Annotated in this window: 14 protein-coding genes; 8 read left to right on the top strand and 6 right to left on the bottom strand. The window is 68.8% G+C overall.

The window, feature by feature from the left end:
- The first annotated feature begins 86 nt into the window (after positions 1–86).
- Complete coding sequence (locus tag QF206_RS05350) at positions 87–563, top strand: Fur family transcriptional regulator (protein WP_281488187.1); 477 nt, start codon at positions 87–89, stop codon at positions 561–563.
- 76 nt (positions 564–639) lie between these two features.
- A complete protein-coding gene (locus QF206_RS05355) occupies positions 640–2,094 on the top strand; it encodes a catalase (protein WP_281488188.1) in 1,455 nt (484 codons plus the stop codon).
- 271 nt (positions 2,095–2,365) lie between these two features.
- On the opposite strand, the gene QF206_RS05360 is transcribed toward QF206_RS05355, so the two are convergent.
- The 3 genes from QF206_RS05360 to QF206_RS05370 form a co-directional block, all read right to left on the bottom strand.
- Positions 2,366–3,235: a VOC family protein gene (locus QF206_RS05360; protein ID WP_281488189.1), complete on the bottom strand. Its 870-nt coding sequence runs from the start codon at positions 3,233–3,235 to the stop codon at positions 2,366–2,368.
- Between the two features lie 232 nt (positions 3,236–3,467).
- The gene (locus QF206_RS05365; protein ID WP_281488190.1) at positions 3,468–3,974 is read right to left on the bottom strand and encodes a GNAT family N-acetyltransferase; all 507 of its coding nucleotides are present in this window, start codon (positions 3,972–3,974) and stop codon (positions 3,468–3,470) included.
- Positions 3,975–3,978: 4 nt separating this feature from the next.
- Complete coding sequence (locus QF206_RS05370) at positions 3,979–4,878, bottom strand: phosphoribosylaminoimidazolesuccinocarboxamide synthase (protein WP_422785360.1); 900 nt, start codon at positions 4,876–4,878, stop codon at positions 3,979–3,981.
- Positions 4,879–4,982: 104 nt separating this feature from the next.
- Here QF206_RS05370 and QF206_RS05375 point away from each other — a divergent pair, with 104 nt between their 5' ends.
- From QF206_RS05375 to QF206_RS05385, 3 genes are all read left to right on the top strand, one after another.
- Positions 4,983–6,266, top strand: a complete 1,284-nt coding sequence (locus tag QF206_RS05375) for a CaiB/BaiF CoA transferase family protein (protein WP_281488191.1) — start codon at positions 4,983–4,985, stop codon at positions 6,264–6,266.
- The gene (locus QF206_RS05380) at positions 6,256–7,425 is read left to right on the top strand and encodes an acyl-CoA dehydrogenase family protein (protein ID WP_281488192.1); all 1,170 of its coding nucleotides are present in this window, start codon (positions 6,256–6,258) and stop codon (positions 7,423–7,425) included. Before QF206_RS05375 ends, QF206_RS05380 begins: the two co-directional genes overlap by 11 nt.
- A 69-nt stretch (positions 7,426–7,494) precedes the next feature.
- The gene (locus QF206_RS05385; protein ID WP_281488193.1) at positions 7,495–8,358 is read left to right on the top strand and encodes a metallophosphoesterase; all 864 of its coding nucleotides are present in this window, start codon (positions 7,495–7,497) and stop codon (positions 8,356–8,358) included.
- 345 nt (positions 8,359–8,703) lie between these two features.
- On the opposite strand, the gene purD is transcribed toward QF206_RS05385, so the two are convergent.
- Positions 8,704–9,942 (bottom strand): phosphoribosylamine--glycine ligase, encoded by a 1,239-nt coding sequence (gene purD / locus QF206_RS05390; protein ID WP_281488194.1) that lies wholly within the window; start codon positions 9,940–9,942, stop codon positions 8,704–8,706.
- Between the two features lie 23 nt (positions 9,943–9,965).
- Positions 9,966–11,003 (bottom strand): MBL fold metallo-hydrolase, encoded by a 1,038-nt coding sequence (locus QF206_RS05395; RefSeq protein ID WP_281488195.1) that lies wholly within the window; start codon positions 11,001–11,003, stop codon positions 9,966–9,968.
- A gap of 135 nt (positions 11,004–11,138) precedes the next feature.
- Here QF206_RS05395 and QF206_RS05400 point away from each other — a divergent pair, with 135 nt between their 5' ends.
- Positions 11,139–11,498, top strand: a complete 360-nt coding sequence (locus tag QF206_RS05400) for a sterol carrier family protein (RefSeq protein WP_281488196.1) — start codon at positions 11,139–11,141, stop codon at positions 11,496–11,498.
- Positions 11,499–11,561: 63 nt separating this feature from the next.
- Complete coding sequence (locus QF206_RS05405; protein WP_281488197.1) at positions 11,562–11,963, top strand: hypothetical protein; 402 nt, start codon at positions 11,562–11,564, stop codon at positions 11,961–11,963.
- A gap of 114 nt (positions 11,964–12,077) precedes the next feature.
- Here QF206_RS05405 and purF read toward each other — a convergent pair whose 3' ends face one another.
- Positions 12,078–13,535 (bottom strand): amidophosphoribosyltransferase, encoded by a 1,458-nt coding sequence (gene purF / locus QF206_RS05410; RefSeq protein ID WP_281488198.1) that lies wholly within the window; start codon positions 13,533–13,535, stop codon positions 12,078–12,080.
- Between the two features lie 75 nt (positions 13,536–13,610).
- Between purF and purM the strand changes: the two genes are divergently transcribed.
- A complete protein-coding gene (purM, locus tag QF206_RS05415) occupies positions 13,611–14,702 on the top strand; it encodes a phosphoribosylformylglycinamidine cyclo-ligase (RefSeq protein WP_281488199.1) in 1,092 nt (363 codons plus the stop codon).
- Positions 14,703–14,774 lie beyond the last annotated feature (72 nt).

Below are 14,774 nucleotides of genomic sequence, written 5' to 3' on the forward strand. Positions count from 1 at the left end.
CCCTGGTCGACAGTCCTTGTCGCAAGCCTTGTCTTGAGCCGGTCATTGTTTTGATCGTGTCAAGACAACTGATAGAATGGATGTCGATGAACACGCAGGATGCCGACACGATCCGCGCCGCTGGCCTCAAGGTCACCGCGCCGCGGCTCGCCGTGCTCCGCGCCCTGCGGTACGCGCCGCACTCCGATGCCGACCAGGTGTTCCGCATGGTCGAGCCGGAGCTGACAGCCACTTCGCGGCAAGCCGTCTATGGCGTGCTGGGTGCCTTCACCGAGGCCGGCCTCGCCCGCCGCATCGAGCCGGCTGGTTCACCCGCCCGCTACGAGCTCCGCGTCGGCGACAATCACCACCACCTCGTCTGCACTGGCTGCGGCCGCGTCGAAGACGTCGACTGCGTGCACGGCGCGGCGCCATGCCTCGTGCCCAGCCAGACCCAGGGCTTCGCCATCGCAGAAGCCGAAGTCACCTTCTGGGGGCGCTGCGTCGACTGCGTCGTAACGGAGGCGGCGGGCGGCACCAGCGACCGCGCGAGCGACATCGCGACCGCATCCGCTCGCCCTTGACCACGGCGGCCGCAGCGCACCAGCTGAGCCGCGATCCCACTTGCAAGACCGAACCACTGAGCAGCTAAGGAGAACCATGACCGGTTACACCACTACCCAGAGCGGAGCGCCCCTCGCCAGCGATGCGCATTCGCTGACCACGGGGCCTGACGGCATCACCGCGCTGCACGACCGTGCGCTCGTCGAGAAGCTCGCCGCGTTCAACCGCGAGCGCGTCCCCGAGCGCAACCCGCACGCCAAGGGCGGCGGCGCATTCGGCGAGTTCGAGATCACCGAAGACGTGTCGAAGTACACTCGCGCGGCGCTGTTCCAGCCCGGCGCCAAGGGCGAGGTGCTGCTGCGTTTCTCGTCGGTCGCCGGTGAGCAGGGCTCGCCCGACACCTGGCGCGACGTGCGCGGCTTCGCGCTGCGCTTCTACACGACCGAGGGCAACTTCGATGTCGTCGGCAACAACACCCCGGTGTTCTTCGTGCGCGACGCGATGAAGTTCCCCGACTTCATCCACTCGCAGAAGCGTCTCGGTGCCTCAGGCCTGCGCAATGGCGACATGCAGTGGGACTTCTGGACGCTCTCGCCCGAGTCGGCGCACCAGGTCACCTACCTCATGGGCGACCGCGGGCTCCCGCTGAGCTGGCGTCATCTGAACGGCTACGGCTCGCACACCTTCCAGTGGATCAACGCCGAGGGCGAGCGCTTCTGGGTGAAGTACCACTTCAAGAGCCGCCAGGGCGTTGTGGCGATGACGAACGAAGAGGCCGAGCGCCTCGCGGGCGTCGACGCCGACCACTACCGTCGCGACCTGTACGAGTCGATCGAGCGCGGCGAGTTCCCGACGTGGGACATCTTCGTGCAGATCATGCCCTACGAAGAGGCGAAGACCTACCGCTTCAACCCCTTCGACATCACGAAGACCTGGTCGCACGCCGACTACCCGCTCGTCAAGGTCGGCCACTTCACGCTGAACCGCAACCCGCGCAACTTCTTCGCGGAGATCGAGCAGGCGGCGTTCTCACCGTCGAACCTCGTGCCGGGCACCGACATCAGCCCCGACAAGATGCTGATGGCCCGCGTGTTCAGCTACCCCGACCAGCAGCGCTACCGCATCGGCACGAACTACAACCAGTTGCCGGTGAACCAGCCCCGCGCCGCCCACGTGGAGAACTACCAGCACGAGGGCAACATGCGGTACCACTTCAACTCGCCCGAGACCCCGGTCTACACCCCGAACTCGTTCGGCGGCGCCTCGGCCGACCCGTCGCGTGCCGGCGAGGGAAGCTGGGAGACCGACGGAGAGCTCGTGCGCGCGGCGCAGTCCCTGCACTCCGAGGATGACGACTTCGGTCAGGCGGGCACGCTGTACCGCGAGGTCTTCAACGACGAGCAGAAGGCGCGCTTCCTCGAGACGCTGCTCGGCCAGTACGCCGGCCTGACGATCGACGCCATCAAGGAGCGGTTCATCCAGTACTGGACGAACGTCGACGCCGACCTGGGCGCGAAGATCCGCGCCGAGGTCAGCCGCGTCGCTGCCTGAGTCGCGTTGCTGCCTGAGCCGCGTTGCTGCCTGAGTCACGCTGACGCCGCCTGAGCCGAGCCCCTTCCGGGGCCGGTGACCGAACGCAAGAGGCCCGATCCCTTCAGGGGGTCGGGCCTCTTGCCGTATCGACGCGCGGGACGAGGGGCATGCCGACTTCGTACGCGCTCATCGGGCGCGCGAACATGAGAGAGCGGCCCGACCCCTGAGGGGGTGGGCCGCTCTCATCGTCAGGATGCCGGGAACGCCCTGGCGCGTCCGGGTGCTGCGGTCAGGCCGCCGCCGGCGCAGCCACCACGCGCACGAGGTTCGCCCACGGGTCGTCGAAGGTCACCTCGCGGCCGTCGTTGCGCACCTGCACGCCCTTCGACTTGAGCCGCGAGGTGAGAGCGTCGAGCTCGCCGGCATCCGGCACCTCGATCGACACCTCACCGAGCCCGAGTGCTGGCGTGCGGGTGCCGGCACCGGCGCTCTGCCAGGTGTTCATGCCGAGGTGGTGGTGGTAGCCGCCTGCCGAGACGAAGAGCGCCTGGGTGCCGTAGGCGATCGTCACCTCGAAGCCGACGGTGTTGACATAGAACTGCTTCGCGGTCTGGATGTCGCCCACCTTGAGGTGCACGTGGCCGACCTTCGCGTCTCCTTCGACCGCGCCCTCCAGGCCCTGCTCGGTGATGTTCTCGCGCAGGAACGCGTTGGGATCGAGGAAGACGGTGCCCATGTGCACCTCGCCGTTGCGCCACTCCCACTCGTCGCGGGGCTTGTCCCAGTACAGCTCGACGCCGTTGCCCTCGGGGTCGTCGAAGTAGAAGGCGTTGCTCACGAAGTGGTCGGAGCTGCCGGTGAACGACTGCGGGTACTTGCGGGCGACCGAGTACACCGAAGCGGCGAGCTCGGCCTTCGAGTCGAAGAGGATCGCGGTGTGGAACAGGCCGGCGGCGTTCATCGGCGCGTGCTTGAGCTCGGGGGCGACCTCGAGCACGAGCGCGGGAACCCCTGGGCGGCCGAGCACGGCCGAGTCGCCCTCCTGGGCGAGCACGTCGAGGCCAACGCCCTGCTGGTAGAAGCCGATCATGCGATCGAGGTTGGCGACCTTGAGCGTCACCGCGCCCATATCGGTCTTGGCGGGCAGGATCTCAGCCATAATCGTCACTTTCGTTGTTGAGGCAACTATCTCTCATAGGCAACAACGGATGCCGCCCCGCAGGTATTCCCGTTGCGCTCCGTCGAGTGCGTCGCCGCACCTCGCGCTCCGTACGCCTGACCGACCGGAGCGCGCCTTCTCGTCGTGTGCGCGCCACATCCTCGTGGCGCGCTCACGAGCATGTGGCGCGCACACGAGGGTTCGCAAGGGAACCTGCTAGACCGTCGACCAGCTAGAGCAGCTTGGCGTAGCAGACCGAGAGCTCCTCGGTCTCATAGGGCCCGAAATTGGGGATGCGCGAGAACCCCTCGCGCTCGTAGAACCGCATGGCGTCGGGCTGCCCGGTGCCCGTCTCGAGCACGAGCCGGGTGCGCCCCTGCTCGCGCGCGAACGACTCGATCTCTGCGAGCAGCTGGGGGGCGATCCCGGTACCCCGGTAGGCCGGGCTCACGTACATCCGCTTGACCTCTGCGGCATCGGTGAACCCCGCGGGGAAGGCGCCGCCGTCACTGCCGGTCGCCGCATCCGCGCTCTCGTCGCCGAGGCACATGACGCCGCCGCATCCTGCCGGCATACCGTCGACATAGGCGAGATAGAACGCCGAGAAGTCCTCCGACGAGAGGCGGCCGGGCTCACGCGCCGGGTCGCGGTATCGCGCAGCGATCTCTGCCCGCTGTGCGGCCCTCAGCAGCACGCTGTCGGCATGCTCGACATCGACCCGCAAGATCGCCGCACTCATTCACTCACGCTCCCGTCATCAACCCGATCAGTTCACGGTAACGAGCCGATGTACGTTCGACAATCTCCTGAGGAAGAACCGGGGGAACCCCTGAGCGGTCCCAATTGGCCGCGAGCCAGTCGCGCACGATCTGCTTGTCGAAGCTCTGCCCCCGCTCGCCGCGGTGGTAGGCGGCGGCGTCCCAGTAGCGACTGCTGTCAGAGGTGAGCACCTCGTCGCCGAGCGTGATGGTGCCATCCGCGTCGCGCCCGAACTCGAACTTGGTGTCGGCGAGGATGACGCCGCGCGCCTCGGCGATCTCGCTCGCGCGCGCGAAGATCGACAGCGAGAGGTCGCGGAGGGACGCCGCAGCATTCGCCCCGACGAGTTCGATCGTGCGCTCGTAGGTGATGTTCTCGTCGTGCAGCCCCAACGGAGCCTTCCACGCCGGGGTGTAGATCGGGCGCGGCAGCCGGTCACCGTCGTTGAGCCCGACCGGCAGCGGCACGCCGCAGATGCTGCCGTTTCGCCGGTACTCCTCCCAACCGCTGCCGGAGAGGTACCCGCGCACCACGCACTCGACCGGGAACATGTCGAGGCGCTTGACGACCATCGCGCGTCCGGCGACGGCATCGGGCACGAGGCCGCCGGCCGACACCGGGTCGGTCGAGAGCACGTGATTCGGCACGTCGAGCTGTTCGAACCACCACGAGCTCAGCCGGGTGAGCAGTTCGCCCTTGCCAGGAATGCCTGGCTCGAGCACGAAGTCGTAGGCGCTCACGCGGTCGCTCGCAACCACGAGCATGCGATCAACCGCGGGGCTGGCGGCATCCGCTGCCTGCTCGTCGATCGGGCGGTACAGCTCTCGCACCTTGCCGGAGTACTCGTGCGCCCAGCCGGGCAGTTCGGTGATCACCCTCCCCATTATTCAGCGTGCCCTGTTCAGCGTGCCCTCGCGCCCGCCGAGTGAACGGGGCGGATGCCGGCGAGCGATAGTCTCGAAGGCAGTCCAACAGCGAAGGAGCCCGGGTGAGCCACGCCGACCACGCCGCACACGCGACGAGCGCGTTGCGCGGGGTTCGAGTCGCGGACTTCTCTCGGGTGCTGGCCGGTCCGTTCGCCACGATGATGCTCGCCGACCTCGGCGCCGATGTGATCAAGATCGAGAGCCCGGCCGGTGACGACACCCGAGGTTGGATCCCGCCGGCCGACTCCGCGGGCCGAGGCACCTACTTCGCGAGCGTCAATCGCAACAAGCGGTCGATCGCACTCGACCTCGCGAGCGACGAGGGTCGCCAGCGCGCGTGGCAGCTCGCGTCGACCGCAGACGTGGTCGTCGAGAACTTCCGGCCCGGCACCATGCAGAAATTCGGTCTCGACCACGGACGGCTGCTCGCCGCGAACCCTCGGGTCGTCATGTGCTCGATCACCGGCTTCGGCTCGGGCGCCGGTGCCGACCTTCCCGGCTATGACCTGCTCGTGCAGGCGATGGGCGGGCTCATGAGCATCACGGGCGACCCCGATGGCGAGCCCACGAAGGCCGGCGTCGCACTCGTCGACGTCATCACGGGCCTCAACGCGGTGATCGGCATCCAGGCGGCCCTCCGACACGCCGACGCGACCGGGCGCGGTCAGCACGTCGAGGTCAACCTGCTCTCGTCGCTGCTCGCGGCGCTTACGAACCAGGCGTCGGCGGCCATCTCGACGGGTCGCTCGCCCGCGAGGCTGGGCAACCGGCATCCGTCGATCACGCCATACGAGACGTTCCACGCGGCGGATGCGAGCCTCGCGGTCGCGGTCGGCAATGACCGCCAGTTCGCCTCCTTCGCGGGGGTGCTCGGCATGCCCGAGCTCGCCGATGACGCGCGGTTCGCCACGAACCAGGCGCGGGTCGGAAACCGCGACGCACTGCGCTCGCTCATCGAGCCCGCGCTCGCGCAGCGCCCCGCAGACCACTGGGTGATGGCGCTGACCGAGGCCCGCGTACCGGCCGGTCGTGTGAACACGGTGCTCGAAGGGTTCGAGCTCGCCGAGCGACTGGGCCTTGCCCCGATCGTCGAGATCGACGACCCGGATGCCGGTGCTCCCGGCCGGCAGGTCGCAAGCGCGCTGCGCCTCTCCGCCACGCCACCGGTGTACCGCTCCGCGCCACCGGCCCTCGGCGCTCACGATGGCGCCTGGTGGCACGACGCGGCATCCGAGCCCGCTCCCGCGTCCGAGCCGCCCGCATCCGCTGCCGCATCCAGCGCCCACCTCGACCTCGCCAACCAGCATCCCCACCGACCAGAAAGTGAACGGCACGATGACCGCTGAACTGACCACTGAGCGACTGCTCGGCCTCGACGCCCTGCTCTCGGACGAGCAGCGCGAATGGCAGCGACGGGCGCGCCAGTTCGCCACGGAGCGGATCGCACCGGTCATCGAAGACGACTTCGAGGCCAAGCACTTCCGGCGCGAACTCATCGCCGAGGCGGGCGCGGCCGGGTTCCTCGGCATGCACCTCGAGGGCTACGGCACCGCCGGCGCGGACGCCGTGAGCTACGGCCTGGTCTGCATGGAGCTCGAGGCCATCGACAGCGGCTGGCGCACCTTCGTGTCGGTGCAGGGTTCCCTGGCGATGTCGGCGATCGCGAAGTTCGGCTCGGAGGAGCAGAAGCAGCAGTGGCTTCCCGGCATGGCGAAGGGCGAGCTCGTCGGCTGCTTCGCGCTCACCGAACCGACCGGGGGCAGCGACCCCGCAGCCATGCAGACCTTCGCCCGGCGCGATGGCGATGACTGGGTGATCTCGGGAACGAAGCGCTGGATCGGGCTCGCAACCCTGGCCGATGTGGCGATCGTGTGGGCGCAGACCGAAGACGGCGTGCGCGGTTTCGCGGTTCCCACCAACACTCCCGGGTTCACGGCGACCGCCATCGAGGGCAAGCTCGCCATGCGCGCGTCGGTGCAGTGTGACATCGTGCTCGACGACGTGCGCCTCCCCGAGAGTGCGCGGCTCCCCGGAGCAGCGGGGCTCTCCGGCCCGTTCAGCTGCCTGAACGAGGCGCGCTTCGGCATCGTGTTCGGCGTGGTCGGGGCGGCTCGCACCTGCCTCGAGGTCGCCATCGAGCGCTCGAAGAGCCGCGAGGTGTTCGGCAAGCCGATCGGCGCGATGCAGCTGACCCAGCAGAAGCTCGCCGACATGTTCGTCGAGTACGAGAAGGCCATGCTGCTCGCGCTGCACCTCGGAAACTTGAAGGATGCCGAGGCCATCACCCCTGAGCAGATCAGCGTCGGCAAGCTCAACAATGTGCGCGAGGCGCAGAAGATCGCGCGGACAGCGCGCGGCATCCTCGCCGGTGATGGCATCACCTCGGAGTTCCCCGTGATGCGCCACATGGCGAACCTCGAAGCGGTGGCGACCTACGAGGGAACCGACGAGGTGCACTCGCTCGTGCTGGGGCGCGCGCTCACCGGGTTCGCCGCGTTCCGCTGACCGGCAGCACGTCTTCGCGCGTCTCCGCGCGTCTCGGCGCGTGTCGGCGGCTGGCGGCAGGATCGAAGCATGACCGACGAGTTCACGATCGTCCACCTGAGCGACACGCACTTCAAGGAGGGCGGGGCGCTGCACCACGATGTCACCGACACTGTGGCAGCGCTCGAGTCGGTGCTGGGTCATCTCGAGCCGGTACGCCGGGTCGATCTCGTGGCCTGCACGGGCGACCTCTCAGACGACGGCTCAGTCGATTCGTACCGGCGCTTGCGCGCGATGGTCGAACCGTGGGCGGCTGAGCGCGGTGCGGCAGTGGCGTACTGCTTGGGCAACCACGATCAGACTCCGGGGTTCCGTCAGGCCATGACGGATGCCGGCCTCGAGCCCGGCGAGCATCCTGTCTACTCGTCGACCGTGGTCGACGGGATGCGGGTGATCGTGCTCGATACGCACGTGCACGGTGCCGGCTACGGCGCGATCGGCGAAGAGCAACTCGAGTGGTTGCGGCGGGAACTCGCCACGCCCTCCGAGCGGGGCACAGTGCTGATGCTGCACCACCCGCCTGTGCCCGCCGAGACCCCCTTGCTGAGGGCGCTCGAGTTGCAGCATCCCGAGGCGCTCATCGACGTGCTGCGCGGCAGCGATGTGCGGGTCGTGCTCGGCGGCCACTACCACGCGGCGATCGTCGACCAGGTGGCGGGCATCCCCGTCGTGCTCGCTCCCGCCATCACCAACCAGTCGGAGCAATTCTCACCGCCTGAGTTCGAGGGGGCGGTCGCCGGCAGCGGCGCGGCGTTCGTGCGCGTGCACGAGCAGGGTGTGCGAGTGCTGCCCTTCACGGTCCCGCGCATCGGCGACGGCGTGCGCGTCTATCGCTTCGATACCCAGCAGATGCAGCGCATCATCGAAGCGGCGGGGCCGGCTCGCCACACCTGACGGCGGCGACGCGACGACCGGCGAAGCAGGGCGGCCGGAACGGCCAGAACGTCTAGAACGTGGCCGTCGCGGGTCCCGCCTCTGGCTGGGGGCCCGCGACGGCCCGTTCGGAGTCGATCTCTCTCGATCAGGGACGGTCAGTCGCAACGTCATCGCACCAGCCGCGTCGCCGCTCAGCGCCAAGCCACTGCCGGCCTCGACGAATTCGCTGCGGAGTCGTCGCCTCATATGGTGACCTGATCGCGGAACCCGGCACAGTGGCTGCCGCCAAGCCGGCAGGCAACTCTCAGATGCCGCCAGCAGCCGGCAGCGCGCTGGGCGACGCAGACATGCGCGATGTCGCGGTCACACAGCCCGGGCGGCGATATCCGTGCGGTAGTGGCTGCCCTCGAGCCCGATCTTCGCGATCTCGCGGTACGTCACCTCGCGCGCTTCAGCGATGTCGCGCCCCGTCCCCACCACGCTCAGCACGCGACCGCCGGTGGCGGTGAAGCCCGTGTCGGATGCCGCGGTCGCGGCGTGCGCGACGCTGACGCCGTCGAGCTCGTCAAGACCGGTGATCGGGCGGCCGGTGATGGGCGCCTCCGGGTAGCCCTCGCTCGCGAGCACGACGGCCACCGCGGCGTCGTCGCTGAACTCCGGCCAAGGACGCCCGGCGAGCCCGCCGGTGGCGGCCGCGAAGAGCAGTTCGCTGAGCGGGGTGCGAAGCCTGGGCAGCACGACCTGAGTCTCGGGATCGCCGAAGCGAACATTGAACTCGATCACGCGAATGCCCTGAGGGGTGATGATGAGGCCGCAGTACAGGAGGCCGATGAACGGCGTCTGCTCGGCCGCGAGCTGGCGCACGGTCGGCACGGCGACCTCTTCGAGCACCTGTTCGGTGAAGCCCTCGGGCAGCCAGGGCAGCGGCGAGTAGGCGCCCATTCCACCCGTGTTCGGGCCGGTGTCACTGTCGCCGACGCGCTTGAAGTCCTGCGCCGGGCTGAGCGGCAGCACGTTGTGGCCATCGCTCAGCACGAAGAGCGACACTTCTTCGCCATCGAGGAACTCCTCGACGAGCACGCTACCCTGCTGCAGATAGTGGCGGGCATGCTCGATCGCGGCGTCGCGGTCGTCGGTGACGATGACGCCCTTGCCGGCGGCGAGCCCGTCGGCCTTCACCACGTACGGCGAGCCGAAACGGTCGAGCAGTTCGATCGCCTCGTCGAGCGTGCCGGCGCGGTCGGCCCGGCCGGTCGGCACCCCGGCCGACTCCATGATGTGCTTCGCGAAGCTCTTCGATCCCTCGAGCCGGGCGGCGGCCTTGCCGGGGCCGAAGACCGCGATGCCACGCGTGCGCACAGCATCCGCAACGCCTGCGACGAGCGGAGCCTCGGGGCCGATGACGACCAGTTCGATGTCGTTGTCGACCGCGTAATCGGCGATCACGGCGCCATTGGTGGTGTCGAGCGCGACGGTCTGCACCTCACGCGCGATCCCGGCGTTGCCGGGGGCCGCCGTGATCTCGTGCCCCGCGTCCTCCCGCAGCAGCGCGGTGATGATGGCGTGTTCGCGGGCACCTGAGCCGAGTACGAGAATCCTCACCCTTGCAAGGGTACTTGGCGCACTCAGGCCTGAGCTGCCGCGATGAACATCTCGGTCTGCGCGAGCGCTGAGATGCGCTCCACCGGCCCGAGGGCCTCCCAGCCTCCGGTCCACGAGACCCGGGAGGCGGTGTCCCAGACACTCGCCCCAGGATGCTGCTCGACCAGATGCGCGACCGCTTGGCCGCGCGAGCGCTGGTGCGCGCCGAGCCGCTCCGCGCGTTGGCGGAGTCCTCGGAAGCGGAACCCGTGCCCCGGCAGCACTTCGGCGTGGTCGTACGCGGCGATGCGCTCGAGCGAGTCCAGGTAGGCGGCGAGCGGATTCGGATCGATGCGGCCGCCCAGCCCCAGGCCCGGGTTGATGGTCGGCAGCACATGGTCGCCCGTGAAGAGCAGCCCGTGCTCGGCGTCGTGCAGACACATGTGACCTGCGGTGTGCCCCGGGGTGTGGATCACCTCGAGGGCGTGCTCGCCCAGGCGGATCGTCTCACCCTCGACGACCAGGCGATCCGCGGTGAACTGGGCATCGCGCGGCGGTTCGGCATCCTGCCATTCCGAGTACGCCGTGCGCACGGATGCCGGGGCGCCCCACCGCTCCAAGTCGGCCGCTCGGTCTTGCTGCGGATTGCCGACTCCGGCACTGAACCAGTCCTGCTCGATCCGGTGCGCGATGACCTCGGGCTCGGAGACATCCCGGAAGCGCTGGGTGAGCCCGAAGTGATCGGCGTGGAGATGCGTGCAGACGACCGTCGCGACATCGGCGAGGTCGAGCCCGAGCGCTTCGAAGGTCGTGAGCGTGGCGGCCCAGTTCTCCTCGGTGTCGAGGGCCGGGTCGATCACATGCACAGCTCCCTCGCTGTCGCGGATGACCGTCATGAGCGAGTTCACCAGTCCCGGCATGCCCATCGCGATCGACCACACCCCTGGACGAACCTGATCGGGGGCGGCGAGTCGGCCGCTGCTCCAGGCTTCGGCCTGGTCGGCACTAGTGGGCTTCAGGTGGGTCGTCGCGCGGGGTCGGCCGGCATCCGTCTTCGAAGTCACCATTTCAGTGTGGCGCACCTGGCTTCCGCCTTCGTACGGCGGGAGCGAGCGCCAGGACGAGGGCGAGCGCGAACCCGTGCGCGAGCATGCCGTCGGGTTCACAGCGGCGGCGCCGCATCAGAGGGGGCGTCGCGCACGAGTACGGTGGGCCTCATGGCGCGGGCGAGGATCGATGAGGGGGCAGGCCTGCGCGCCGTCGACGCGGTGCTCGCCGGTGGGGCGCCTCGGCCGGATGTCGCGCTGGCGGTGCGCTACCTGCTGCAGTGCCTCACCGACCGTGCTCCTGGCAACAGCGTCGAGGTTCGAGTTCCGCCGTTCGGCGCGGTGCAGGCGGTCGAAGGCCCCAGGCACACGCGCGGCACTCCGCCCAATGTGGTCGAGATGGATGCCGCAACCTGGGTGGCGCTCGCCACCGGCTCGCTGCAGTGGCCCGATGCACTGGCCGCGGCGCGCATCAGCGCATCCGGCAGTCGGGCCGATCTCTCGCCGGTGCTGCCGCTCGTGCGACGCTGACGTCGGTGTTGGGGCTTCGCAGCCCAAGGCCCCGGGTCGCCTCGCGTAGGCGACAATGGAGGAGTGAACGCCGAACCCGAGGATCTTCCCCCGACCGACGAAGTGCGCGTGCGCCGCGCGCCCCGCATCGGCATGTTCCTCATCGCCGGCGCCATCGTCGGGGCGATCGTCGCGTTCATCCTCACCGTGGCGTTCCCGATCGATGAGAACGTGGGATTCGGCCCGACGCTCGGCCTGCTCCTCGTCTATGGAGTGCCGATCGGCGTCGGTGTGGCCGCCGTGATCGCCGTCATCGTCGACTGGAGTTCCAGCCGCCGAGCGGCCCCGGCTATCGCGGAGCGCGAGGAGACCCGGTTGTCGGAGTCGGACTCGCAGCTCGAACCCGACCCCGACCCCCGGCGCCCGAACGCGCCGGGCGAGCGGCTCGACGGTGGCATGCCCGAAGGCGACCAGCCGAACGCCTGATCGACGCCCGGCTCGGCGAAGCCGGGTCGCAGTTGCTCGAGCTCGAGGAGGCCCGAGCCGACCGAATTCAAGCGGGCCCGAGCCGGCCGAGCTTCAACGCCCTCCGGCAGGGGTTTAGGATGCCTGGTTCGCTTCCACCCACGCGAGGTACTCGGCGGTGACGGTGCCCGTTACGTAATCACCCGTGAAGCAGCTCATCTCGAGCGAGGTGACGTCGGATCCCTCGAGGATCGCCTGCTCCATGTCGTCGACCTCTTGGAAGATCATGTGGTCGGCGCCGAGCAGCTCGGCGATCTCGGGGATCTTGCGGCCGTGCGCGATGAGCTCCTGGCGTGACGGCATGTTGATGCCGTAGACGTGCGGGTAGCGCACGGGCGGTGCGGCCGAGGTGAACGTGACCGAGTTCGCGCCGGCCTGCCGGGCCATGTCGACGATCTCCTTCGAGGTCGTGCCGCGCACGATCGAGTCGTCGACGATGAGCACGTTCTTGCCCTTGAACTCGGTGCTCAGCGCGTTGAGCTTCTGACGCACTGAGCGCTGCCGCTCCGCCTGGCCCGGCATGATGAAGGTGCGTCCGACGTATCGGTTCTTGTAGAACCCTTCGCGATACTCGATGCCGAGCTTCTGGGCGACCTGCATGGCGGCCGGCCGCGACGAATCGGGGATCGGCATGACCACATCGATGTCACCGAGCGGCGCGTGCTTCGCCACGGTGTCTGCGAGCCGGTCGCCGAGGCGAAGCCGGGCGTCGTACACCGAGATGCCGTTCATGATCGAGTCCGGCCTTGCGAGGTACACGTACTCGAATGAGCAGGGGATGAGCACGGGGTTCGGCGCGCACTGCCGCGTGGCGATCTCACCGTTCATCGCGATGAACACGGCCTCGCCGGGCGCGATGTCGCGCACGATCTCGTAGCCGCCGGCCTCGAGCACGAGCGACTCGCTCGCCACGACCCATTCGTCCTGCTCGCCGTCTTCGCGGCGCACGCCGAGGATGAGCGGGCGGATGCCGAAGGGGTCGCGGAACGCGAGCAACCCATGCCCGGCGATCAGCGCGATGGCGGCGTACGACCCCTCGACGCGCTCGTGCACGCGCGAAACGGCGTTGAACACCTGGTCGGCATCGAGATCGAGGCCCGAGACCTCCTGCTGGAGCTCGTGGGCGAAGACGTTCACGAGCAACTCGGTGTCGCTCGACGTGTTGATGTGCCGACGGTCGGTGCGGAACAGCGCGTCGGTGAGCTCTCGCGTGTTCGTGAGGTTGCCGTTGTGCACCAGCACGATGCCGTACGGGGCGTTGACGTAGAACGGCTGCGCCTCTTCGTCACGCGTCGCGACACCGCGAGTGGCATAGCGCACGTGGCCGAGGCCCATGCCGCCCATCAGGGTGCGCATGTCGCGCGTGCGGTATGCCTCGCGCACCTGCCCGCGCGCCTTGAACATGTGCAGCGTGCTTCCCTCGCACGTCGCGATGCCGGTCGAGTCCTGACCGCGGTGCTGGAGGAGTCCGAGTGCGTCGTAGATGAGTTGGTTGACTGGCTGCGATGAGACGATGCCAACGATGCCGCACATGCGGGAGGAGCTCCAGAACGTAGAGTGGAAGGTGCTTTCGCCCGATTTTCGCACACCCACCTGGAGCACAACTCGATGGACAAGTACGCCGAGGCCGGAGTCGATACGGCGGCGGGTGATCGCGCGGTGGAGCTCATGAAGGCGGCGGTGGCGAAGACCCACACCGCCGGGGTCATCGGGGGAGTGGGCGGTTTCGCAGGACTCTTCGACGTCTCGTTCCTCAAGGAATACGAGCGGCCGCTGCTGGCGACCTCGACCGACGGCGTCGGCACCAAGGTCGCGATCGCCCAGGCGATCGACAAGCACGACACCATTGGGCAAGACCTCGTCGGCATGGTCGTCGACGACATCATCGTGGTGGGCGCGAAGCCCCTGTTCATGACCGATTACATCGCCTGCGGCAAGGTCGTGCCCGAGCGGATCGCCGACATCGTGCGCGGTATCGCCGAGGCGTGCTCAGCCACCGGCACTGCGCTCGTCGGCGGCGAGACCGCCGAGCACCCCGGACTGCTCGGCCCCGACGACTACGACGTCGCCGGCGCGGCAGTGGGCGTGGTCGAAGCCGATCAAGCCCTCGGCGCGGAGCGGGTGCGCGACGGTGACGTCGTGGTGGCGATGGCCTCGAGCGGACTGCACAGCAACGGCTACTCCCTCGTTCGGCATATCCTGTCGCAGCACGGCATCCGATACACCGACCACTCAGACGACCTCGGCGGCATGGTCGGGGAGGTGCTGCTCGAGCCCACTCGTCTGTACACAGCGCCGCTCGCGGCCATGCTCGATGAGCGGCCGGGTGCGATCCACGCGCTCTCCCATGTGACCGGCGGCGGAATCGCCGCGAACCTCGCGCGCGTGCTGCCGCAGGGCGCCTGGACCGAGGTCGACCGCGCGAGCTGGTCGCCGGCATCCGTCTTCCGGGTGCTCGCCGACTGGGGCGGTATGGCCCTGGGCGACGCGGAAGGCACGTGGAACCTGGGCATCGGCATGTTCGCGATCGTGGCAGCGGATGCCGCCGACTGGGTCGTCGCCGAGAGCACTCGCCGCGGCATCCCCGCGTGGGTCGCAGGCAGCGTCAGCACGAGCGCTCGCGACCTCACCGGTTTCGAGCAGGGTGCCAAGGGAGTCGACGGCGGCGCCGTGCGCCTGGTGGGGGCTTACTCGGGCTGAGGTCCGCCCGACGGACTCGCGCTCTCACGGGCGCACCCGAAGAGTCGTGACATGCGAAGAGCCCGGCCGAAG

This window comes from Ruicaihuangia caeni (assembly GCF_029952955.1).
In the GTDB taxonomy this organism is placed as follows: domain Bacteria; phylum Actinomycetota; class Actinomycetes; order Actinomycetales; family Microbacteriaceae; genus Ruicaihuangia; species Ruicaihuangia caeni.